Genomic DNA, 23,163 nt, shown 5'->3' with positions numbered 1-23,163 from the left:
ATGGACACCCAGGCGCGGGGCGGGAAGATCGGGCCGACGGCCGAGGGGAACGCGCGGGCACGTCTGTGGGGCCCGTACCTCAGCGAACGGCAGTGGGGCACGGTCCGCGAGGACTACAGCCCCGGCGGCGACGCGTGGTCGTACTTCCCGCACGACCACGCGCGCTCGCGCGCGTACCGGTGGGGCGAGGACGGGCTCGGCGGCATCTGCGACGAGAAGCAGCGGCTGTGCCTGGCGCTCGCCCTGTGGAACGGCCACGACCCGATCCTGAAGGAACGCGCCTTCGGCCTGACCAACGGCGAGGGCAATCACGGCGAGGACGTCAAGGAGTACTACTTCTACCTCGACAGCACGCCCAGCCACTCCTACCTGCGCTATCTGTACAAGTACCCGCAGGCCGCCTACCCCTACGAGGACCTGCTCGCCGTCAACCGCGAGCGGGGCCGCCAGGAGTTCGAGTACGAGCTGCTCGACACCGGGATCTTCGACGACGACGCGTACTTCGACGTGACCGTGGAGTACGCCAAGGCGGACCACGACGACATCCTGATGCGGATCACCGTCGAGAACCGGGGCCCGCGCGAGGCCGCCCTGCACGTCCTGCCGACGCTGTGGTTCCGCAACACCTGGTCGTGGCAGGACCAGCGGGCCGACGAGGCCAAGCCGCGCCTGTGGGCGGTCGACAGCCCGAGCCGCACGAGCGGCGTCCGGGTCGACCACCCCGAACTCGGCTCCTACGACCTGCGGTGCGAGGGCGCGCCCCGGGTCCTGTTCACCGAGAACGAGACGGACAACGAGCGCCTCTTCGGCGTGGCGAGCGCCTCCCCCTACGTGAAGGACGGCATCGGCCGGTACATCGTCGACGGCGACGCGACAGCCGTGAACCCGGCCCGTGAGGGCACCAAGGCGGCGGCCCACTACTCGCTGGTGGTCGCCCCAGGGGGGTCCGAGACGCTGCGGCTGCGTCTCGGACCCGCCGGCGGCAAGCTGTCGGTGGGCCGCGGCTTCGAGTCGGTGTTCAAGCAGCGCATCGCCGAGGCCGACGCCTTCTACCGGGAGCTGACGCCGCCGCGGGCGAGCAAGGACGAGGCGCGGGTGCTGCGCCAGGCCGTGGCGGGGCTGCTCTGGTCCAAGCAGTACTACGCCTTCGATCTGGAGACGTGGCTGGCCGAGCACGACCTGTCCCCGTGGAGCATGCCGCGGCCGGGCATCCGCAACCGCGAGTGGTTCCACATGGTCAACGACGACATCGTCTCGATGCCGGACAAGTGGGAGTACCCGTGGTACGCCGCCTGGGACCTCGCCTTCCACACGGTGGCGTTCTCGGTCGTCGACCTCGACTTCGCCAAACAGCAGCTCGAACTGCTGCTGCGCGACTCCTACTTGCACCCCAACGGCCAGATCCCGGCCTACGAGTGGAACTTCAGCGACGTCAACCCGCCGGTGCACGCCTGGGCCGCGTACTTCGTCTACATGATGGAGGAGCGGACCACCGGCCAGGGCGACCACGCGTTCCTGGAGCGCGCCTTCCAGAAGCTGCTCACCAACTTCACCTGGTGGGTCAACCGCAAGGACCCCTCGGGCCGCAACGTCTTCCAGGGCGGCTTCCTCGGCCTCGACAACATCGGTGTCTTCGACCGCAGCGCCCCCCTGCCCACCGGCGGCACCCTGGAGCAGGCGGACGGTACCGCCTGGATGGCGCTGTACTGCCAGTCCATGCTCCAGATCGCCCTCGAACTGGTGAAGCACAACGAGTCCTACGAGGAAATGGTCCTGAAGTTCGTCGAGCACTACCTGTGGATCGCCGCCTCGATGGACCGCGTCGGCGACCTCGGCGACGAGCTGTGGGACGAGGAGGACGGGTTCTTCTACGACGTGCTGCGCCTGCCCGACGGCGAGGCCGTCCGCCTCAAGGTCCGCTCCATGGTCGGCCTGCTCCCGCTGTGCGCCTCGACCGTCTTCCAGCCCGAGGAGCTGGCCCGCCTCTCCGGTCTCGGCGAGCGGCTCCAGCGGTTCGCCGCCCGCCACCCCTCGCTGTCCGTGACGCTCACGGCGGCGCAGGCGGGCAAGGCGGGCGGGCCCCGGCTGCTGTCCGTCCTGGACGAGAAGAAGCTCGTACGGGTCCTCGGCCATGTCCTGTCGGAGGACGAGTTCCTCAGCCCGTACGGGATCAGGGCGCTCTCCCGCCACCACGCCGAGCACCCCTACACGTTCTGGGTGCAGGGCCAGGAGTTCGGGGTCGGCTATCTGCCCGCCGAGTCCGACTCGGGCATGTTCGGCGGGAACTCCAACTGGCGCGGCCCGGTCTGGCTGCCGATGAACACGCTGCTCATCCGCGCGCTGCTCAACCTCTACAGCTTCTACGGCGACGAGTTCACCGTCGAATGCCCGACGGGCTCCGGCGTGCGCAAGAACCTGTACGAGGTCGCCGAGGACATCAGCGCGCGTCTCACCCGCATCTTCCTGCGCGACGAGGACGGGCACCGGCCGGTCTACGGCGGCCAGGCCAAGTTCCGCGACGACCCGCACTGGCGGGACCTGATCAGCTTCTACGAGTACTTCCACGGTGACAACGGCGCCGGTCTCGGCGCCTCCCACCAGACCGGCTGGACCGGTCTGATCGCCCCTCTGATGCAGCTCTTCGGCAGGATGGGCCCCGACGACTTCCGCTCCGGTACGGCGAGGAGGCAGAGCCGATGACCGCACTGCCGGCGCAACCCGTCATCCACGAGATCAACACCCGTGTGTGGCTGCGCGAGACCGGTCTGCGGGCCGGCCGCCCCGTGTCCCTGGCCGACGTGCCGAAGAACGTGTGGGACGAGGTCACCCCGGCCGGCGTCGACGCCGTCTGGCTGATGGGCGTGTGGGAGCGCAGCCCGCTGGGCCGCTCCATCGCGCTCGCCGACCCGGCGCTGCGCAGGGCGTTCGCCGCGGCCGTCCAGAACGCCACCGAGGAGGACGTCGCCGGATCGCCGTACTGCATCCGCCGGTACGTGGTGGACGAGGCGCTCGGCGGCCCGGCCGGGCTCGCCGCCGCCCGCTCCGCGCTCGACGACAGGGGCGTCGGCCTGCTGCTCGACTACGTGCCCAACCACGTCGCCCCGGACAGCCCCTGGGTGGCGGAGCACCCCGAGTACTTCGTGCGCGGCGACGCGGCGGACGTGCGGCGCGATCCGGCGGGCTTCCTCGACACGGGCCGGTCCGTGCTGGCCCGGGGCCGGGACCCGTTCTTCGCGCCGTGGCCCGACGTCGTCCAGCTCAACGCGTTCGCACCCGAGCTGCGCCGGGCGACGGTCCAGACCCTGCGGGACATCGGCGACGTCTGCGACGGCGTCCGCTGCGACATGGCGATGCTCCTGCTCAACGAGGTGTTCGCCCGCACCTGGGGTGAGCGCGCGGGCGCCGTGCCCGAGCGGGACTTCTGGACGCAGGTCATCGGCGAGGTCCGCGACCGGCACCCCGAGATGGTCTTCGCGGCGGAGGCGTACTGGGACCTCGAGTACCCCCTCCAGGAGCAGGGCTTCGACTTCTGCTACGACAAGCGGCTCTACGACCGTGTGCTGCACGAGAGCGCGGCGTCCGTGCGCGGACATCTGCACGCCGACGAGGACTACCAGCGGCGGCTCGTCCGCTTCCTGGAGAACCACGACGAGCCGCGCGCCGCGCAGACCCTGCCCCCGGACAAGGAGCGTGCGGCGGCCGTGCTGATCGCGACACTGCCCGGCGCGACGCTCTGGCACGAGGGCGAGTTCACGGGGCGCCGCGTGCACCTGCCGGTGTTCCTCGACCGCCGCCCCGACGAACCGCCGGACAACGCGCTGCGCTCCTTCCACGAGCAGCTGCTCGCCCGCGTCCACCGCAGCGGCATGCGCACCGGCGGCTGGCGGCTCCTGGAGTGCGCGGGCTGGTCCGACAACCGCTCCTGCGACGACCTGATCGCCTCCTGCTGGACCGGCGACGCGGGGCACTTCCTGACCGTGGTGAACCTGTCCGCCCGTCCGGCGCAGGCGCACATCCCGCTGCCGTGGCCGGAACTCGGTCCCGAGACATGGGAGCTGACGGAGCTGCTCGTCGCCGCCGACCACTACGGGCGCTCCGGCGCGGAGCTGCTCTCCAGCGGTCTCTACGTCGACCTGCCGCCGTGGGGCACGCACGTGTTCGCGGTGGAGTCGAGCTCGGTCTAGGACTCCCACCGCGCGCCGCTGGCGGCCCGGTACGCGGTCACCGCGGCCTCCAGCGTCGGGTGGAAGCGGTCCGGGTCGAACGTACGGGACAGGCCGTAGCGTTCGATCTTGCGGCGGGCGGGGTCCTTCAGCTCGGCGAAGACCAGGGTGACGCCGCGCTCCTGGAGCGCGGCGTCCAGCTCCTCCAGGATGTCCGCCGCCGTCGTGTCGACGTCGGTGACGGGCTCGGCCGCGAGGACCACCCGGCGCGGCGGCGGGTCGGCGTGCGCGGCGTGCAGGACCTCGTCGCGGAACGTCGTGGCGTTGGCGAAGAACAGGGGCGCGTCGAAGCGGAGGATCACCAGGCCCGGCAGGTGTTCCGCGGTCGGGTAGGAGCGCCTGTCGTGGAAGCCCTCGAGCCCCGGCACCCGGCCCAGCTCGGTGCAGTAGGGCCACCACGCGCGCCGGAACACGTTGAGGATGGACAGGCCGACGGCGATCGCGATGCCTTGCAGGACGCCGAGCAGGGCGACGCCGAGGAACGCGGCGACCGACAGGCAGCACTCCGCCTTGCGCTGGCGCCACAGCCTCCTCGTGCCGGGCAGGTCGGCGAGGGACAGGGAGGCGGTGATGACGACGGCGGCGAGCGCGGGCTGCGGCAGGTCGCTGAAGAGGCCGGGCAGCAGGACCAGCATGAGGAGGATGAGGGCCGCGCCGACGAGCCCGGTCAACTGGGTCTTGGCGCCCGCCCGTTCGGCGACGGCGGTGCGTGATCCGCTGGTGCTGACGGGAAAGCCCTGGAAGAGTCCGGCGGCGGCGTTGGCGGCGCCGATGGCGATCATCTCGTCGTTGCCGCGGACCTCCTGTCCGGTGCGGGCGGCGAACGCGGAGGCGTTGGAGATGGTGTCGGCCAGCGAGACCAGGGCGATGCCGAGGGCGCCGACGCAGAGCGGGCCGAGGTCGTCCCAGCGGATGTCCGGGACCGTGAACGGGGGAAGCCCCTCCGGGAGCCGGCCGACCGTGCGGACGCCGTGCTCGTCCAGGTCGAGGGCGACCGACGCGGTGATCGCGAGCACGACCATGACGAGGACCGCGGGCACCTTCGGCAGCCACCGCTGCAACAGCACGATCAGGGCGATGCAGCCGATGCCGACCGTGACGGCGGCCGGGACCGTCTCGCCGTCACCGAGCGCGCCGGCGAAGGCGCGCGCCTCGTCGATGAGGCCGTCGGCGTCGGTGGAGAAGCCGAACAGCTTGGGCAGCTGCCCGATGAGGATGGTCAGGGCGAGCCCGTTCATGTAGCCGATCATGGTCGGTTTGGAGATCAGGTCGGCGACGAACCCGAGCCGCGCCACCCCGGCCAGGAGCGTGATGCCGCCGACCATGAGGGCCAGGACGGAGGCGAGCGCGACGGCGCGGTCCGGGTCGCCGTCGGCCGCGACCAGGGGGATCACCGTGGCGGCGATCATCGGGCCGAGCGAGGAGTCCGGGCCGAGGACGAGGATGCGGGACGGGCCGGCCACCGCGTACGCGAGGAGGCAGAGCACGGAGGTGTAGAGGCCGGTGATGGGCGGGAGCCCGGCCAGTTCCGCGTACGCCATGCCCTGCGGGACGAGGAGCGTGCTCAGGACGACGCCCGCGACGACGTCCTTGACCAGCCACGCCCGCCGGTACTCCCGCAGGGCGCGAACGCCGGGCGGTGTCCAGCCCACCCCTTTCACCCGGCGGGCCCGGCGCGCCGGCGGCGGGCGAGCAGCTTGCCCAGCTCCCACAGGCCGAGCAGGGCGAGCGGGGGCAGCAGGGCCCAGCCGAACTGGCCGAGGTGCAGCGGTGTCGTGTCGAGGAGCCGGTTGAAGACGTCGGTCTGGATGACGAGGACGGCGAGCACGAACTCGCCGAACACGGTCCAGTTGAGCTGTTTGCTGTCGAAGGTGTCGACGGTCAGGGCGGTCCGCGTCTGGTTGCGGCATTCGAGCGCGGCGACGATCAGGCAGAGCGCGAACGCGGTGAAGGCGATGGAGTTGCCGATCTGCGTACTGTCGTAGCGGGCCTTGCCCAGTTCGAGCAGGGCGAGCAGCGAGGCGGCGATCGCGACGCCGACGAGCCCGACGGTGAGCATGAGGCCGCCGGTCATGACGGGTTCGCCGCGCGGGCGCGGGCGGCGGTCCATGAGCCCGGCGCTGACCCGGTCGAAGCCGAGCGAGAAGCCGAAGGCCGCGTTGACGAAGAAGTGGATCCAGAGCACCTGGGCGGGTGTGAACGGTTCGCCGTCGGCGATGTCGAACAGTGTCGCGCCGAGGAAGGTGAGCACGAAGACGACGAGGAGGACCAGGACGAACCGGATGTACTTGGTGAGGTTGTCGTAGATCTTCCGGCCCTGCTCGACGGCGTGCACGATCGTCGCGAAGTTGTCGTCGGACAGGATCATCCGCCCGGCGTTCTTGGCGACCTCGGTGCCGGAGCCCATCGCGATGCCGATGTCGGCGGCCTTGATCGCCGGGGCGTCGTTGACGCCGTCGCCGGTCATGGCGACCACGTCGCCCTTCTCCTTGAGCACCTCGGCGAGCAGCACCTTGTGCTCGGGCGCGACGCGTCCTACGACCCCGATCCGGTCGATGCGGGCGAGGCGTTCCGCGGGCGGCAGGGCGGCGAAGTCGGCGCCGAGGATCGCCTCGCCCTCGATCCCGACCTGCCGGGCGACGGCCGCGCCGGTGACGACGTCGTCACCGGTCACCATCCGTACGCGGATGTGGGCGGCCTGCGCGGCGGCCACGGCGGCGCGGGACTCCTCGCGCGGCGGGTCGACCATGCCGACGAGGCTGGTGACGCTCAACTCGCGTACGAGGCCGAGCAGATCGCCGTCCGGCGAGAAGAGCGCCGGGTCGATGTCGCGGGTGGCGGCGGCCATCACGCGGCGGCCCGCGCGGCTGATGCGGTCGATCTCCTCCTGGGCCCGGCCGCGCAGCGCGTCGTCGAAGGGGACGGCCTCGCCCTGCGACAGGGCGGTCGTGGTGCGCGCCAGGACGGCCGGCGCCGCTCCTTTCACGAAGCAGCGCACGACCTCCTCGCCTCTCCCGTCGCGGGCCGTGTGGAAGGTCGCCATGAGCTTGTACGCCGGGTCGAACGGCAGGGTGGCGAGGCGGGGCAGGCGTTCGCGGGTCGCGGCGACGTCGAGGCCCGCCTTGTGGCCCAGGACGAGCAGGGCGCCCTCGGTGGGGTCGCCGACGACGTGCCCGTCGACGAGCGCGGCGTCGCTGGCGACGAGGTAGGGCAGGATCGCTTCCTCGATGCTCGGCGTGGCCCCGGCGGCGTGGTGGACGCGGCCTTCGAGGGAGTAGCCGGTGCCGGAGACCGTGTACCGGTCGTAGGGGTCGACGACCTCGACGACGGTCATCTGGTTCATGGTCAGCGTGCCGGTCTTGTCGGAGTTGATCGCCGAGGTGAAGCCGAGCGTCTCCACCGACGGGAGGTCCTTGACGATGGCGTGCCTGCGGGCCAGGTCGAGTCCGCCGAGGGAGAGGATCGTCTGCGTGACGGTCGGCAGCGCCTCGGGCACGGCCGCGATGGCGAGTGAGACCGCGCTGACGAAGAGGGCGTCCCACGCCTCGTCCCGCGAGCGCCCCAGGGCGAACATCACGATCATCGTCAGTCCGGCGGCGCCGACGATCCACAGGGTCAGCCGGTTCAGCTCGGTGGTCAGCGGCGACGGCTCGGGCTTGGTGGTCGTCAACATGCCGGAGATGCGGCCGAGTTCGGTGCCGGATCCGGTCGCGGTGACGACGAGGACGGCGCTGCCGTGCGTGACCGGCGTCGTCATGAACGCCATGTCCGTCTGATCGGCGGGGCCGAGCCCGTCCCCCCGTACGGGTGCGGCGTCCTTGGCGGCGGGCACGCTCTCCCCGGTGAGCGCGGACTCGTCGATCTGCAGGGCGCTGGTACTCAACAGGCGTCCGTCGGCCGGGACTTCGTCGCCCGCCGCGAGCAGCACGATGTCGCCGACGACGACCTCCTCGGCGGGGATCTCGGCCTCGGTGCCGTCCCGGCGTACGCGCGCGGTGGCCTTCGTCATCTCCTTCAGGGCGTTCATGGCGCTCTCCGCCTTGCCCTCCTGGCGGAGCCCGATGACCGCGTTGAGGACGGTCAGGGCGAGCAGCACGACCGCCGTCCCCCACTCCTGGATGGCGAGCGAGACCACGGCGGCGCCGAGCAGGATGATCTGCATGTACGAGGTGTACTGGCCGAGGAACCGGGACAGGGCGGACCTGGTGCGTTCCTGCGGCAGCGCGTTGGGCCCGTCCGCTTGCAGCCGCGTGGCCGCCGCCCGGCCGCTGAGACCCGTGGCCGGGTCGACCCCGAGCTCCCCGGCCACGGTCTCGGCGGGCCGCGCGTACCAGACGCGGGCCTCGGCTTGTGCGGTCATCGCGGCGCCTCCCGCTCCAGCCGCTTCCTCGCCCCGGCGAGGGCGGCGCGGCTCTTGTCGTCGACCTCCGGGTAGCGCGGGTCGATGCCGATGAGGGTGTGCGTGAGGACGGCGGCCGCGCAGATGCGCGCGAACCACTTGCGGTCGGCGGGCACCACGTACCAGGGCGCCCACGGTGTGCTGGTGGCGGAGAGCACCTCGTCGAACGCGTCCTGATAGGAGTCCCAGAACCCGCGCTCGCGGACGTCGGCGGCGGAGAACTTCCAGTTGCGCTCCGGCACGTCGATGCGTTTGAGGAAGCGGACGCGCTGCTCCTCCTTGGACAGGTTCAGGAAGACCTTGACGACGTGGAAGCCGTTCTCGGTGAGGTAGCGCTCCCAGTCGTTGATCTGCCGGTAGCGGCGCTGCCAGACCTTCTTGCCCGTGGCCCCGTCCGGCAGCCCCTGGCGGGTGAGGTGCTCGGGGTGCACCCGGACGACCAGGACCTCCTCGTAGTGGGAGCGGTTGAAGATGCCGATCTCGCCGCGGCGCGGAAGGCGGCAGGCGTAGCGCCACAGGTAGTCGTGGCTCAGCTCCTCGGTGGAGGGCACCTTGAACCCGGCCACCCGCACCCCTTGCGGGTTGACCCCGCTCATCACGTGGCGGATGGTGCCGTCCTTGCCGCCCGCGTCGAGGGCCTGGAGGCACAGCAGGACGCCGCTGGTGGCGTCGGCCGCGAGGCGCCGCTGGTACTCGGCCAGCTGCGCGACACCGGCACGCAGCAGCTCCTCGCCGGCCTTCTTGTTCTTGACGCCCGCCCGGTACGCGGGGTCGAAGTCCTCGGCCAGGCGCACCCGGCTGCCGGGCTCCACCCGCAGCGGCGCGATGAACTCGGCTATCCGCTCGGCTCTCTTGTCCGTCGTCCGTGCCGGTCTGTCGCGCATGCGTCACCTCGCCTGGTCGCCTGATCGGGAAGTGGGGGGCGGGCCGTGCCGGTCAGACGAGCGTGTCCCGCCGCACCACGCAGAGCGCCCAGATGATGAACGCGTTCAGCGCGATCAGCGTCATGGACCAGAACGGGTAGTACGGGATGGAGAGGAAGTTGGCGATGATCAGCAGGCTCGCCAGGGCGATGCCGCAGACCCGGGCCCACGTCATGGCGACGAAGAGGCCGAGGCTGACGGCTACGGCGATCGCGCCGATCAGCATGTGGATCCAGCCCCACGTCGTCAGGTCGAACTGGAAGACGTAGTCGCGCGTCGTCAGGAAGACGTCGTCCTCCAGGGCTGCCATGAGACCGCGGCAGAAGCCCAGGATTCCGGAGATGAACAGCATCACCGCCGCGAAGATGGTCAGCCCGCCGGCCGCGGCCTCCTTCGCGCTGGTGCGGTGGTGGGTCGTCGAGGTGGTGGCCATGACAGGACCTCCGTGCGTGTGGAGGGTGCCCGATGCACCGCTGTGGGGGGAAGTGTTGCTCCCGGACGGGGCCCGCGGTCGTCACCCTCCGGGGGTGACGACCGGGCGGAGGGCGGCCACGACCCTGGCGGTCGCCCGGCCCCCCGATCGGAGGCAAGCCGATGACCGTGCCGTCCCGTCAGAGCGGAGCCGGTGCCCCGCGCGCCTGGCCCCGCCGGATCCTCGCGCCGCTGGCCCTGGCGCAGTTCATCTGCAGCTTCGCCGGGTCGAACATGAACGTGATGATCAAGGACATCAGCGAGGACCTGGACACCACGGTCCAGGGCGTGCAGACCGCCATCACCGTGTTCCTCCTGGTCATGGCCGCGCTGATGATCCCCGGCGGTATCCTCACCGAGCGCTACGGCCGCAAGCGCTGCCTCGTCGCCGGTCTCCTGATCTACGGGGTCGGCGCCCTGCTCAGCGCGGCCGCCCCCGGCCTCGGCGTCCTCATCCTGGGCAACTCGATCCTCGAAGGCATCGGTACGGCGCTGCTCATCCCGCCCGTCTACATCCTCACCACCCTGCTGTTCACCGAGGTCACCGACCGGGCGCGGGCGTTCGGCGCGATCATGGCGATGGGCGGTGTCGGCGCGGCGGCGGGTCCGCTGATCGGCGGCCTCATCACCTCGGCGATCAGCTGGCGGGCGTCCTTCGTCTTCCAGGCGGTGGTCATCGTGATCATCATCGTGCTGACCCGCAATCTGGAGGATCCGCTGCCCGCCGACCCGCAATGCCAGTTCGACACGGTCGGCGCGGTGCTCTCGGCGACCGGCCTGGTCCTGGTCGTCACGGGAATCCTGGCGACCGACGACAACGGCTGGCTGGCGCTCGGTCTGATGCTCGTCGGCGTGCTGGTCCTGGTGGCGTTCTTCACATGGGTCCGCTCGAAGGAGCGCAAGGGCGAGAAGGCGCTCCTGCCGACGTCCCTGTTCCACAACCGCACCTCCAACCTCGGCCTGATCACCCAGCACGTGCAGTGGCTGGTGCTCATGGGCGTCTCGTTCGTGGCGGCCACGTACCTCCAGGTGGTGCGGGGCTACGACGCGATCAGCACCGGTGTCATCTTCACCGCGTCCACCGTGGGCCTCCTCGCGTCCTCGCTCGGCGCGGAACGCTTCGCGAAGCGGCGGGCGCAGCGCACGCTCGTCATGGCGGGTTTCGTCACGACCGTCAGCGGCATCGGCGTCCTGCTCGGCCTCGCCGGCCACACGGACAAGGCGTGGGCGTTCACGCCCGGCCTGCTCCTGATCGGCCTGGGCCTCGGGCTGATGCTGACCCCGTCGGTGAACGTCGTCCAGTCGGCCTTCCCCGACGACCTCCAGGGTGAGATCTCGGGCCTCTCCCGCTCCATCTCCAACCTCGGCTCCTCGGTCGGCACCGCGATCGCGGGCACGATCCTCATCGCGAACCCGGCGACGGGCCCGTACATGACGGCGCTCGTGGTGCTCGGCGCGATCGGCCTGGGCGGCCTCGTGGCCGGGGCGATGCTGCCGCGCGGCGGCCCCGGCGCCCCGGCGGCGCCTCACCGCCCGTCGTAGCGGACGCCGCTGCGGGCGATGAGGTCCTGCACCGCGGCGCGGCGCCTGCTGAACGGCACCCACAGCAGCCCGAGCGGGAACGAGACGCTCAGCACGGCCCGCAGCAAGGACCGCGGCATCCCGAGCCGGCCGCCCGCGCGGTCCCCCACCCGCACGCCGAGGAGCCGGTCCCCGACGGTCTGCCCGGTCGTGGCCCACGAGCCGCCGAGATAGCACACGGCGAAGGCCCAGCCGAGCGCCCCCCACAGCCACCCGGACGCCTCCGGGACCCGGAACGGAGGCCCCTCGACGAGCAACAGGGCGCAGGCCAGGCCCAGTTGCACGGTGACGGCGGTGACGGCGACGACCAGCGCGTCCAGGAGCCCGGCCACCCCGCGCGAGACGATCCCGGCGGTGTCGGACCCAGGCCCGGCCGCGGACCGGGCGGAGCCGCTGTCCCGGGCGGGTGTCACGGGGCGCCGCCGTCACGTTTGAAGGCGCGGTCGGCCAGCCGGTTCACGGCACGGTCGCCGCGCCTGCCAAGGACCCGGATCGCCGCCCCGGTGTCGGCGGCCATCCCTCCGCCGGTCTCCCGTACGATCCGCCCGAGATCGATCTCCCGCAGCACGTCACGGGTGAGCCCGACCAGATCCATCCGCGCGATCACCCGGTCGATGTCGACCCGGTCGGCGATCCGGTCCACGTCGACACGGTCGGCGACCCCCGTCACGTCGATCCGGGCCGCGATCCGGTCCACGTCCACCTGAGCCGCGATCCGGTCCACATCCACGCGGGCCACGACCCGTTCCACGTCCACGCGGTCCGCGACCCGGTCCACGTCGATCCTGGCGGCGACCCGGTCCACGTCCACGCGATCGGCGACCCGGTCCACATCCACCCGGTCCGCGACGCGGTCCACGTCCACCCGGTCCGCGACCCGGTCCACGTCCACCCGGGCGACGACCGCGTCCAGGTCGATCCGGTCGAGCACCGAGCCGACCACGACCCGTACGGCGGCGCTCGCCACCCGGTCGGCAGCGCCCAGGGCGCACCGCGCCGGCCACGTCAGAAGAGCCGCCCACCCGTACCCGTCCACATCATGTCCCTGCCTCATCACCAGACCGCAGCAGCAGGTCGGGCGCGGGGCATCCTCCGTCGCGGGTGAGCCGGGGCGGAGGCGTCAACCGCGCCCCCGCGTAATAGAGTTCGGGGACGCCGTCCTTCCGCACCACGGCGAGCGCCAGCCCGTGCCGGTCCACCAGGACACGGGCCAGGAGCAGGGCGCTGAGGCCGCCGGGGCCGAGCTCCCCGGCGTGGCGGAGGTCGAGGAGCACGGGGGTGCCGCCGGGGCGGATGACCCCGTGCAGCAGACGCCCGAGGGACGCTTCGGCGGCGGGGCCAAGTTCCGCCCGCAACTCGATCACCACGCATCCGGCGGCGTACCGGACCGCGACCGGCGACGGATGGTCCGCGGGCCGCGCGGTCCGCAGGCGGCGCAGCCGCAGCGCGGGCGTCCATGCCATGGTGGTCCCCCTCAAGAGCCCGGCTTCGCACCTGAAGCGGGCGGCGGACGCACACAGTGGCGCCCTGGCCAGAGGGCGGGCAGGGGCCGTTCGGCCCTCACCCACAGGGCCGGTCGGCCCCGCTCCCCCATGGTTCGGCGCGTACATCAACCGCCGTACGACCCTGGTCCGCGATCCCAGGGTTTTCACCGTGGCCGTCGAGGCCGCACGGGTCCATCTTGGAGACACGGAAGCGCACGGGGCTTCCGACCGCGGGGGGTCTACGGGGGGTCTCAGCGGGGGACAATCGGGGGACGGGGGTGCCCAGCAGGGCACCCCCGCTGTTCCGCGTCCGCGTCCGCGCGCACTCCCGTTCTCAGGCCTCGCTGAACTGGCTGAGCAACCGCACCAGTTGCGCTCTGCGATGCACCCCGTCCAGCTTCCGGTAGATGTTCCCCAGGTGGAACTCGACCGTCTTGACGCTGAGGAAGAGCTGTTCGGCCGCCTCGTGGTTGGTGACGCCACGGCCGACGGCGAGAGCGACGCGCAACTCCTGCGGGGTCAGCCCGTCGAGCGGGGCGGGGCCCGTACGGACCTGGTCACCACCGGCCGCGTGCAGCTCGGCCGCCGCCCGCGCCGCCCACCCGGTCGCCCCGAGGCGTTCGAACGTGGCGAGCCCGCGCCGCAACCACTGCCGCGCGTCACCGCGACGCCCCTGTCGCCGCAGCAGCTCCCCCCGCGTGAACTCGGTGCGCCCCCGTTCGAACGGCGCCATCACTCCCCCGAGATGGAGCAGCGCCCGGTCCAGGTGCCGCTCCGCGTCGCCGGGTTCGAGCATGGCCCGGCAGCGGGCGGCGGCCGCGGCGGCGATCGGGCGGACCCCGCGCCCCGCCTCGTGCTCCAGGACGCGCAGCACGTCGTACGCCTCGTCGGTGCGGTGGAGGTGGACGTAGGCGTCGGCGAGGTCGGCGGCCCAGGAGAGGTAGAGGCCGTCGCCGCGGCCGTTGGCGACGGAGAAGTCCCGTACGTTCTCCAGGTGGCGGGCCGCCTCCTCGTGGCGGCCGAGGCCGAGTTCGAGCAGGCCGAGCGCGCCGTGGGCGCGGGCCGCGTCCATCGGCAGGTCGGCGGCGGCGGCGAGCGCGGCGGCCTGGGCGCCGTGGCGGCGGCAGTCCGTCTCACGGTTGAGGGCGGCCTCGGCCTTGGCCTGGGCGGCGAGGGCGCGGCACACCTCGATGACGCGCCCGGTGTCCTCGCCGAGCCGCGCGGACTCGTCGGCGTGGGCGAGCGCGGAGGTCCACTGGCCGCGCCAGAACTCGACGACCGAGAGCGTGCCGAGGAGATGGGCGAGGAGACCGACCGTGCTGGCGGCGCGCGCGGCGTGCACGGCGCGGTCGAGCAGGGCGTGCCCCTCGTCCAGCTCCTCGGCGGCCAGGTAGCAGAGGCCGCCGACGCCGGAGACCGGGTACGGGAAGGACAGGTCCGGTTCGGCGAGCGGCTTCTCGAGTTCGTGGAGCAGGGCCCGGCCGTCCTCCGCGTCGCCGCCGAGGAGCTGGACGAGCGCGTGCAGGAGGCGTACGGGCAGGGCGGCGGGCGCGTCGGTGAAGGCTTCGACGATGCGCATGGACTCGTCGGAGGTGGCGCGGGCGGCGGTCAGGTCCCCGACGGCGAGCTCGGTGAGGGTGACGCCGCCGAGCATGACGGCGGCGAGCCCGGGGTCGACGCTGCGGGCCTCGTCGACGGCGGCCCGCAGCTCCTCGCTGGCGCGTGCCGGGCGACCCCGCTGGATGTCGACGTAACAGAGCAGCTGGCGCACGTCGAGGCGGGTGCGCGGCTGGGTGGCGTGGCCGAGGGCGCGGTCGAGGAGCCCGGCGGCCTCGTCGAGCGAACCGGCGGCCTGCGCGGCGCGGGCGGCGGACAGGAGGCGGCCCGCCTTGCGCTCGCCCTCCGGGGTGAAACGGGCGGCGTGCGCGTAGAGGCGTGCGGCGAGCGGGAAGGCAAGGCTCGCGGGCTCGGCGGAGGCGGCGTGTTCGAGGGCGGCGGCGACCTGTTCGTCGGGGTCGGCGCCGGACTCGGCGAGGTGCCAGGCGTACCGCTCAAGGGCGGTGGGGGCCTGCGCGTCCTGGAGCGCGCGGGCGACGGTGCGGTGGGCGCGCCAGCGGCGCACGGCGCTCGCCCCGTGGTAGACGCCGGAGCGGACCAGCGGGTGGCGGAAGACGTACGCGCCTTCTTCGACGGTCATCAGGCCCGCGCGCTCGGCGGGTTCGAGCGAGGCGTACGTCAGCCCCTGGTCGCGCAGGACACGTTCGGTGCCGGCGAGTGGGCGCGGCCCGAGGACGGCGAGCAGCAGCATGGCGTCCTGCGCCCGGAGGGGCAGCCGGGCGATGGCGCTGTGGAAGGTGCGCGCGAGGATCTCGCCGATGGGCGGCGGGGCCCCGGTGTCGCGCCGGTGGCCGCCGCGCGCGAGCAGCGAGGGCAGTTCGACGAGGGCGAGGGGGTTGCCGCGCGCCTCGGAGAGGAGCCAGGTGATGTCGTGCGGGGACAGGGGCTCGTCGGCGACCAGGGCGCGCGCCGCGTCGGTGTCGAGGCCGCGCAGGGTGAGGGTCTCGACGGGGGCGAGCCGGGAGGAGGCCTCGTCGGTGTCGCGGGTGGCGAAGAGGGCGACGACCCCTTCGCGGCCGAGCCTGCGCGTGGCGAAGGCCAGGGAGTCCAGGGAGTACGGATCCAGCCACTGCGCGTCGTCGACGACGACGAGGACGGGCCCGGACTCGCTGACCGCGCCGAGCAGGCTGAGCGTTCCGGCGGCGACGGCGAACCGGTCCTGGGCGACGGCCGGGCCGAGCGCCAACGCGCCGGTGAGGGCCGCGGCCTGCCGGCCCGGGATGCGGTCCAGAAGGTCGGTGACCGGGCGGAACAGGTCGGCGAGGCCCACGTAGGGCAGTTGTGACTCGGTCTCGATGCCGTGGGTGCGCAGCACGGTGAGGTCACCGGCGACCGACTCGGCGTAGCGGAGCAGACTGCTCTTGCCGATACCGGCCTCGCCCCGGATGACCAGCGCGGTGCTCCGCCCCGTACGTGCGTCGTCGACGAGGTCGGCGATCCGTGCGCATTCCGCTGTACGACCCAGCAGCATGGACTCAGGGTAACCGCGGTCCCGCCCCCGTCCCATAGGTCAACTCGGCCGAACTGTGAGGCGGTTCAGGCCGCTTCCGGCGTCACCTCCTCCGGGGCGAACTGGGTGCGGTACAGCTCCGCGTAACGGCCGTCGGCGGCGAGCAGGGCGGTGTGGGGTCCGCGCTCCACGATGCGTCCGCCCTCCACGACGAGGATCTGGTCGGCGGAGCGGATCGTGGAGAGGCGGTGGGCGATGACGATGGCCGTGCGGTCGCTGAGCGCCTCGGTCAGGGCCTCCTGGACGGCGGCCTCGGAGGTGTTGTCGAGGTGGGCGGTGGCCTCGTCGAGGATGACGACGCGCTGGCGGGCGAGGAGGAGGCGGGCGATGGTCATGCGCTGGCGCTCACCGCCGGAGAGGCGGTAGCCGCGCTCGCCGACGACCGTGTCGAGCCCGTCCGGCAGCTCCCGTACGAGGGCGTCGAGGCGGGCGCGGCGCAGGACGTCCCACAGTTCCTCCTCGTCGGCGCCCGGCCGGGCGAGGAGCAGGTTGGCGCGGACCGTGTCGTGGAAGAGGTGGCCGTCCTGGGTGACCATGCCGAGCGTTCCGCGCAGGGCGGGTGCGCTCAGGTCGCGTACGTCGACGCCGCCGATCCGTACGGCGCCCGCGTCGGTGTCGTAGAGGCGGGGCAGCAGTTGCGCGATGGTCGACTTGCCCGCGCCCGACGAGCCGACGAGGGCGACGGTCTGGCCCGGTTCGGCGCGGAAGCTCACGCCGTGCAGGACCTCGGCGCCGCCGCGGGTGTCGAGCGTGGCGACCTCTTCGAGGGAGGCGAGGGAGACCTTGTCGGCGGACGGGTAGCCGAAGCGGACGTCGTCGAACTCGACGGCGACCGGCCCGTCCGGCACCTCGCGGGCGTCCGGCTTCTCGTCGATCAGCGGCTTGAGGTCGAGCACCTCGAAGACCCGCTCGAAGCTGACGAGGGCGCTCATGACCTCGACGCGGGCCCCGGCCAGGGAGGTCAGCGGCGCGTACAGGCGGGTGAGGAGCAGGGCGAGGGAGACGACGGCGCCCGCTTCGAGGGTGCCTTCGAGGGCGTAGTAGCCGCCGAGCCCGTAGACGAGCGCGAGGGCCAGGGCCGAGACCAGGGTGAGCGCGGTGATGAAGGCCGACTGCGCCATCGCGGTCCGCACCCCGATGTCGCGGACGCGGCGCGCCCTGGCGGCGAACTCGGCGGACTCCTCCTCGGGCCGGCCGAAGAGCTTCACCAGGGTGGCGCCGGGCGCGGAGAACCGTTCGGTCATCCGCGTGCCCATGGCCGCGTTGTGGGCGGTGGCCTCGCGCTGGAGCCGGGCCATGCGGCTGCCCATGCGGCGTGCGGGCAGCACGAAGACGGGGAGCAGGAGGAGGGCGAGAAGGGTGATCTGCCAGGACAGCGTGAGCATGACGGCCAGGGTCAACACCAGGGTGACGATGTTGCCGACCACGCCGGACAGGGTGTTGCTGAAGGCGCGCTGGGCGCCGATCACGTCGTTGTTGAGACGGCTGACGAGCGCGCCCGTACGAGTACGTGTGAAGAACGCGACCGGCATCCGCTGCACGTGGTCGAAGACAGCGGTCCGCAGATCCAGGATGAGGCCCTCGCCGAGGTTGGCCGAGAGCCAGCGGGCGAGCAGGCCGATACCCGCCTCGGCGAGCGCGATGACGGCGATGAGTACGGCGAGCCGGATCACCCCGCCCTGGTCCTTGCCGCCCACGATCGCGTCGACGACGTGTCCGGCGAGGACCGGCGTCGCCACCGCGAGCAGCGCCCCGACCACGCTGAGCAGCACGAACTGCATGATGCGGCGCCGGTGCGGCCGGGCGAACCCGGCGATCCGGCGCAGGGTCGCGCGGGCGAAGGGCCGCTTGTCCGGGCCGCCGTTCTGGGCGTTCATGACGCTGTGGAGCTGCGTCCAGGCTGTGGTTTCCATGCTCATGCGGACGACAGTAGGACCTCAACCAATCTTGAGGTCAAGGAATCGGGGGCGGTGTCGAGGGGTGGGGCCGGGGCCGGGGGCCGTGGCAGGATGCGCGCATGTCGTCCGTCCGCGTGGAACGCCGAGGTCACGTCAGTACCGTCGTCCTGGACCGCCCGAAGGCGCGGAACGCGGTCGACGGACCGACCGCCGCTCAGCTCTCCGACACGTTCCGGGAGTTCGAGGCCGACGACACGGCGCGGGTGGCGGTGCTGTGGGGCGCGGGTGGCACGTTCTGCGCGGGCGCCGATCTCAAGGCCGTCGGCACGGAGCACGGCAACAAGGTCACCCAGGAAGGTGACGGGCCGATGGGTCCGACGCGGCTGCGCCTGACGAAACCGGTGATCGCCGCGGTCAGCGGCCACGCGGTCGCGGGCGGCCTCGAACTCGCCCTCTGGTGCGACCTGCGGGTCGTCGAGGAGGACGCCGTGTTCGGCGTGTTCTGCCGCCGCTGGGGCGTCCCGCTGATCGACGGCGGCACGGTGCGGCTGCCCCGCCTGATCGGCGAGAGCCGCGCCATGGACCTCGTTCTCACCGGCCGCCCGGTCCCCGCGCAGGAGGCGTACGAGATCGGCCTCGCCAACCGCCTGGTCCCGCCGGGCCGCTCCCGCGCCGCGGCCGAGGCGCTCGCCGCCCAGCTGGCCGCGTTCCCCCAGGCGTGCCTGCGCAGCGACCGGGCGTCGGTGCGCGAGCAGGGCGGGGTGGACGAGGAGACGGCGATGCGGGCCGAACTCCGCTACGGGGCGGCGGTGTTGGCGGAGGGGATCGAGGGGGCCGGACGGTTCGTGGCGGGGGAAGGACGGCACGGCGCTCTCGGGAACTGAGGTGCGGGATCAGATCCGTCGGGGTTCTGCGCGAAGAAACTCCCACCGTCGCGGAAGCCGGGGTTCCGCCCCTCGTCGGCGGCGCCCAGCCGCGGATCACGGGCCGGTCGGCGAGGCGGGCCCGGGAGATGCCGAGACGCCGGGGGCCATCACTCAGGCGCACCGCTCCAGCCCACTTACGGCTCTTTCGCATCCGGTCCGATCCGGGCCGGACCGGCGCGGCGCGGCGCGGCGCGGCGCGGCGCGGCGCGGCGGCCATCCTTCCCGATCACGCCCCGCACGACACCCCCGTACGGCAGGATGATCGGACGCACGCTCGAACGGACCACGCCGACCACCGGAGTTGTCTCATGACCGACCCGTCCCCCGTCGCCACGCCCACCATCGACACCGGCAAGGCGCATCCCGCCCGGGTGTACGACTGGTTCCTCGGCGGCAAGGACAACTATCCGGTCGACGAGGAGCTCGGGCGGCAGATCACGGCGATGGAGCCGACGGCCAAGTACGGGGCGCGGCACAACCGCTGGTTCATGCAGCGGGCGACGCGGATGCTCGCGGCGCGGCTCGGGGTGCGCCAGTTCCTCGACATCGGCACGGGCATACCGACCGAGCCGAACCTGCACCGCATCGCGCAGACCGCGGCGCCCGAGACGTCCGTCGTCTACGTGGACAACGACCCGATCGTCCTGGCCCACGCGGAGGCGCTGCTGCGCGGCACTCCGGAGGGCGTGACGCGGTACGTCCAGGCGGACGCCCGCGACCCGCGGAAAATCCTGGAGCTGGCCGGCGAGATACTGGACTTCGACCGCCCGGTCGCGCTGTCACTCATCGCGCTCCTGCACTTCATCCCGGACGATCAGGGGGCGTACGACATCATCCGTACGCTGGTGGACGCGCTCCCCTCGGGCAGCCACCTGGTCCTTTCGCAGCTGGCGTCCGACTACGACCCCGAGCGCACGAAGGACGCGGTCGCGATGTACGCGGCGGGCGGGGTGACGCTGGTGCCGCGCTCGCGCGAGGAGATGACGAAGTTCTTCACCGGCCTGGAACTGCTCGACCCGGGCGTGGTCTGGCTGCCGGACTGGCGCCCGGAGCTGGCCGTCGACGAGGAGCGGGACGGCACACCCGTACCGTTGTACGCGGGGGTCGCGCGCAAGCCGTGACGCGGGACGGGCGCGAACCCGGTAAGGGTTGCCCGACATGGCGAACATCACACATGGCGATGCCCACGTGACGGAACGGAGCGCGTAGCCGCACCGATCCCCTACCCTCGTTCACATGTCCTCCACTCCCACCCCGCGCTCCGCCCGTTCCGCCGATGTGGTCAACCAGCAGATCCGCGACCTGTGGGCGCGCACGGGCGGTCAGTTGACCGCCGAGGACAGGGCGGAGTACGAGGCACTGGTCACGGAGTGGGCGACAGTGGCCGGTGAAGGACTCGTGCAGAGGGCGTGACCCCGGCGCGGATCAGGACTGCGGCCGACTGCCGTGGTTCGCGGCGTGCTTGCGGCGGGCCTTCTTCTTACGGCGACGCTTCGATGACATGGACGCCTCCCGTGGCTCTGTAGTCGGTATTTCTCAGACTTGAGCGAACTGGACATTTCACCCAAGTCTCACCATTTCACAACCTCTGCCGCATCGCGATAGCAGCACCAGCAGCGCCGCCCGGGCCGTGGTCGGCATGCCGTCTACTCCGGCGGCGTAGGGGTGTCGTGGCTGCGGTACATCGCCTGGATGTCCAGTTCGAGTCTGACCGTGGGGCCGACCACCGCGATGCCCCGGGCCAGCATCGTGCGCCAGTTGAGGGTGTAGTCCTCGCGGTGGAGTTCCGCCGTGGCCAGGGCCGCGCAGCGGAGTTCTTCGGCGTAGCCGCCGTTGACGACGCCGAGGTAGCTGGTGTCGAGGTCGACCGTGCGGCTGACGCCGTGCATGGAGAGGGCGCCCTGGAGGGTCCACTTGGAGCCGCCCCGGTAGAGGAAGCGGTCGGAGGAGAAGTGGATGTAGGGGTAGTTCTCGACGTCCAGGAAGTCGGCCGAACGCAGGTGGTTGTCGCGGGTGTTGTTGCCCGTGTCGATCGACGCCGCGTCGATGCGGACCTCCACCCGGGAGTCCGCCATGTCCGGCGCGACGTGGATGCCGCCCTCGAAACGGGTGAAGCGGCCGTGGACGTGGGCCATGCCGACATGCTTGGCGATGAACCGGATCGCGGTGTGCGGCGGGTCGAAGAGCCAGGTGCCGGTGGCGGGGAGTTCCGGGGCGCGGCCGGGGTGGAGCTGGACCGAGGTGAGCGGGGCGGTCGTGTCGGCGAGGACGTCGAGGGTCTGCTGGTGCGGCTGCAGGCCCTCCGCCGCGAGCAGCACGCCGTAGCGCCCCGCCCGCAGCGTGAGGAAGACCAGGCCGTACGGGTCCGTCGTGGCCTTCGCCGCGACCTGTCCGGTGCTGGTCTCCGTGACGGTGACCTCGGCGCCCGGCATCGGCTGCCCGAGCGGGTCGGTGACCTGGCAGTGGAAGGCGCCCGCGCCCGACGGCACGGCGTGCGCGAGACCGGCTCCGCGCGCCGCGGAACGGGCCCGTTTGCGGCGGAACAGGGCGAGGGGCATGAGGGCGGCCTTTCCGGGGACGATCAGTCTTCCGTCGACACCTTGCCACGGCCCTGACCGGCGTAAATGGGTCGGAATCTCATATTCCGTTCGCTCCCTCCCGCCGTTTCACAACATCTCCTCAAACGAAGATTTAAGACAAGCGCGCCCTTTTCCAAGGGTTCACCCAGATCACCCCGGCACCATGCGACTTCCCGAACGCGATCGACAGGAACGGGTGGTTCACGGTGCGCATATCCCGCGGCACGGAACGCGGTACAGAACGCTGGTCACGGCGCGGCGTGCTCGCCGCTCTCGGCGCGGTCTCCGCCGCCACGGTCGCGGGTTGCGCGGGCAAAGGCCGTACGGAGGGCACGGAGGGCACGGAGGGCACGGAGGCTGAAGCAGCCGCCACCGCCAAAGTGACCGTCGTCCCCGCCGACGGTGCGGACGACGCCGATTTCGGCTCCCCGGTCAGCGTCTCGGTCACCGGTGGCGCCCTGGCCGCCGTCGAGGTCACCGCCGCCGGCGGCTCCGTCCTCAAGGGCACCTACAACGCCGCCCGCACCCGGTGGACCTCCGCCGCCCGCCCCGCCTCCGGCACCGGCTACACCGTGCGGACCGAGACCGCTGACGGCGCCACGCACACGGCCCGCTTCACCACCAAGAAGCCCGGCGCCACGTTCGTCGGGTACTTCACCCCGGAGGACGGCTCCACGTCGGGCGTCGGGATGCCCGTCTCCTTCACCTTCACGAAGGCCGTGACCGACCGGGCCGCCGTGCAGAAGGCCATCACCGTGACGGCCGACCCGGACGTGGAGATCGTCGGGCACTGGTTCAGCGACACCCGGCTCGACTTCCGCCCGGAGACGTACTGGGCGGCGGGCACGAAGATCACGTCGAGTCTGCGGCTGAGGGACGTCGAGGGCGCCGACGGCGTGTTCGGCACGCAGGACAAGGACGTCACGTTCCACATCGGGCGCGAGCAGATCAGCGTCGTGGACCTCAAGGCGAGGTCGATGACGGTGCGGCGCGACGGCAGGCAGATCGCCACCTACGACGTCAGCGGCGGCGACGCCGAACACCCCACATGGGCCGGGAAGATGGTGATCTCTGAGCGGTTCCGGGAGACCCGGATGGACTCGACGACCGTGGGCCTCGGCGACGAGTACGACATCGACGACGTGCCGCACGCGCAACGGCTCACCACCTCCGGCACCTTCATCCACGGCAACTACTGGGCCTCGCCGTCCCTGTTCGGCACGAGCAACACCAGCCACGGCTGCGTCGGCCTGCGGGACGCCCAGGGCGCGGACGACTCCTCCACACCGGGCGCCAGGTTCTACGCGAGCTCGATCGTCGGCGACGTGGTGGAGGTGCGCCGCTCGGGCGAGGAGACGGTCGATCCGGCGAACGGGCTGAACGGCTGGAACATGGACTGGGCCGACTGGCAGGCCGGCAGCGCCGTCTGAGCGCGGCGGAGGGCCGAGGCGGAACTCGCGCCCTCCGCACGTGCATTGCCGTCGCGGCTGGCCGGATTCCGGGCGGTCGAGCGGGTGTGAACCCATGGGCGGGGGCCGGCTCACCCGCCCCT

At 72.2% G+C, this 23,163-nt stretch carries 17 protein-coding genes; 7 read left to right on the top strand and 10 right to left on the bottom strand.

The window, feature by feature from the left end; genetic code table 11:
* Positions 1–2,700, top strand: coding sequence for an MGH1-like glycoside hydrolase domain-containing protein (locus ACH4RC_RS04645; RefSeq protein WP_398195034.1), 2,700 nt, complete (start codon positions 1–3; stop codon positions 2,698–2,700).
* Positions 2,697–4,184: an alpha-amylase gene (locus ACH4RC_RS04640; RefSeq protein ID WP_398195031.1), complete on the top strand. Its 1,488-nt coding sequence runs from the start codon at positions 2,697–2,699 to the stop codon at positions 4,182–4,184. Before ACH4RC_RS04645 ends, ACH4RC_RS04640 begins: the two co-directional genes overlap by 4 nt.
* Here the strand turns inward: ACH4RC_RS04640 and ACH4RC_RS04635 are convergent.
* From ACH4RC_RS04635 to ACH4RC_RS04620, 4 genes are read right to left on the bottom strand one after another with little or no spacing between them, the layout of a single operon-like run.
* The gene (locus ACH4RC_RS04635) at positions 4,181–5,875 is read right to left on the bottom strand and encodes a SulP family inorganic anion transporter (RefSeq protein ID WP_398195029.1); all 1,695 of its coding nucleotides are present in this window, start codon (positions 5,873–5,875) and stop codon (positions 4,181–4,183) included. The two genes, ACH4RC_RS04640 and ACH4RC_RS04635, sit on opposite strands and share 4 nt — an antisense overlap.
* A gap of 5 nt (positions 5,876–5,880) precedes the next feature.
* Positions 5,881–8,583 (bottom strand): cation-translocating P-type ATPase, encoded by a 2,703-nt coding sequence (locus ACH4RC_RS04630; RefSeq protein WP_398195028.1) that lies wholly within the window; start codon positions 8,581–8,583, stop codon positions 5,881–5,883.
* Complete coding sequence (locus ACH4RC_RS04625) at positions 8,580–9,506, bottom strand: polyphosphate kinase 2 family protein (protein ID WP_398195026.1); 927 nt, start codon at positions 9,504–9,506, stop codon at positions 8,580–8,582. Before ACH4RC_RS04625 ends, ACH4RC_RS04630 begins: the two co-directional genes overlap by 4 nt.
* Before the next feature lie 52 nt (positions 9,507–9,558).
* Entirely contained in the window at positions 9,559–9,978 is a 420-nt protein-coding gene (locus ACH4RC_RS04620) for a hypothetical protein (RefSeq protein WP_398195023.1), read from the bottom strand.
* A gap of 161 nt (positions 9,979–10,139) precedes the next feature.
* On the opposite strand from ACH4RC_RS04620, the gene ACH4RC_RS04615 reads away from it, so the two are divergent.
* On the top strand, positions 10,140–11,558 hold the full coding sequence (locus ACH4RC_RS04615) for an MFS transporter (protein ID WP_398195021.1): 1,419 nt from the start codon (positions 10,140–10,142) through the stop codon (positions 11,556–11,558).
* On the opposite strand, the gene ACH4RC_RS04610 is transcribed toward ACH4RC_RS04615, so the two are convergent.
* The 5 genes from ACH4RC_RS04610 to ACH4RC_RS04590 form a co-directional block, all read right to left on the bottom strand.
* The gene (locus tag ACH4RC_RS04610) at positions 11,543–12,010 is read right to left on the bottom strand and encodes an RDD family protein (protein WP_398195019.1); all 468 of its coding nucleotides are present in this window, start codon (positions 12,008–12,010) and stop codon (positions 11,543–11,545) included. The two genes, ACH4RC_RS04615 and ACH4RC_RS04610, sit on opposite strands and share 16 nt — an antisense overlap.
* Positions 12,007–12,651, bottom strand: coding sequence for a hypothetical protein (locus tag ACH4RC_RS04605; protein WP_398195016.1), 645 nt, complete (start codon positions 12,649–12,651; stop codon positions 12,007–12,009). Before ACH4RC_RS04605 ends, ACH4RC_RS04610 begins: the two co-directional genes overlap by 4 nt.
* On the bottom strand, positions 12,635–13,060 hold the full coding sequence (locus ACH4RC_RS04600) for a hypothetical protein (protein WP_398195014.1): 426 nt from the start codon (positions 13,058–13,060) through the stop codon (positions 12,635–12,637). The genes ACH4RC_RS04605 and ACH4RC_RS04600 overlap by 17 nt, the downstream gene beginning before the upstream one ends.
* Before the next feature lie 355 nt (positions 13,061–13,415).
* The gene (locus ACH4RC_RS04595; RefSeq protein ID WP_398195012.1) at positions 13,416–16,169 is read right to left on the bottom strand and encodes an AAA family ATPase; all 2,754 of its coding nucleotides are present in this window, start codon (positions 16,167–16,169) and stop codon (positions 13,416–13,418) included.
* A gap of 65 nt (positions 16,170–16,234) precedes the next feature.
* The gene (locus ACH4RC_RS04590) at positions 16,235–18,121 is read right to left on the bottom strand and encodes an ABC transporter ATP-binding protein (RefSeq protein WP_398195717.1); all 1,887 of its coding nucleotides are present in this window, start codon (positions 18,119–18,121) and stop codon (positions 16,235–16,237) included.
* Positions 18,122–18,225: 104 nt separating this feature from the next.
* Between ACH4RC_RS04590 and ACH4RC_RS04585 the strand changes: the two genes are divergently transcribed.
* The 3 genes from ACH4RC_RS04585 (at position 18,226) to ACH4RC_RS04575 (ending at position 20,445) form a co-directional block, all read left to right on the top strand.
* Entirely contained in the window at positions 18,226–18,990 is a 765-nt protein-coding gene (locus tag ACH4RC_RS04585) for a crotonase/enoyl-CoA hydratase family protein (protein WP_398195009.1), read from the top strand.
* 350 nt (positions 18,991–19,340) lie between these two features.
* Positions 19,341–20,153, top strand: a complete 813-nt coding sequence (locus tag ACH4RC_RS04580; RefSeq protein ID WP_398195007.1) for an SAM-dependent methyltransferase — start codon at positions 19,341–19,343, stop codon at positions 20,151–20,153.
* A gap of 115 nt (positions 20,154–20,268) precedes the next feature.
* Entirely contained in the window at positions 20,269–20,445 is a 177-nt protein-coding gene (locus tag ACH4RC_RS04575; RefSeq protein WP_394428759.1) for a hypothetical protein, read from the top strand.
* Between the two features lie 233 nt (positions 20,446–20,678).
* Here ACH4RC_RS04575 and ACH4RC_RS04570 read toward each other — a convergent pair whose 3' ends face one another.
* Positions 20,679–21,590 carry a YceI family protein gene (locus ACH4RC_RS04570; protein ID WP_398195004.1) on the bottom strand — a complete coding sequence of 304 codons (912 nt, stop codon included), beginning with the start codon at positions 21,588–21,590 and terminating at the stop codon, positions 20,679–20,681.
* Positions 21,591–21,817: 227 nt separating this feature from the next.
* Between ACH4RC_RS04570 and ACH4RC_RS04565 the strand changes: the two genes are divergently transcribed.
* Positions 21,818–23,041, top strand: a complete 1,224-nt coding sequence (locus ACH4RC_RS04565; RefSeq protein WP_398195001.1) for an Ig-like domain-containing protein — start codon at positions 21,818–21,820, stop codon at positions 23,039–23,041.
* Positions 23,042–23,163 lie beyond the last annotated feature (122 nt).

Source organism: Streptomyces sp. NPDC016845 (assembly GCF_044332585.1).
GTDB lineage: Bacteria > Actinomycetota > Actinomycetes > Streptomycetales > Streptomycetaceae > Streptomyces.
This window is presented reverse-complemented; position numbering and strand designations above follow the sequence as displayed.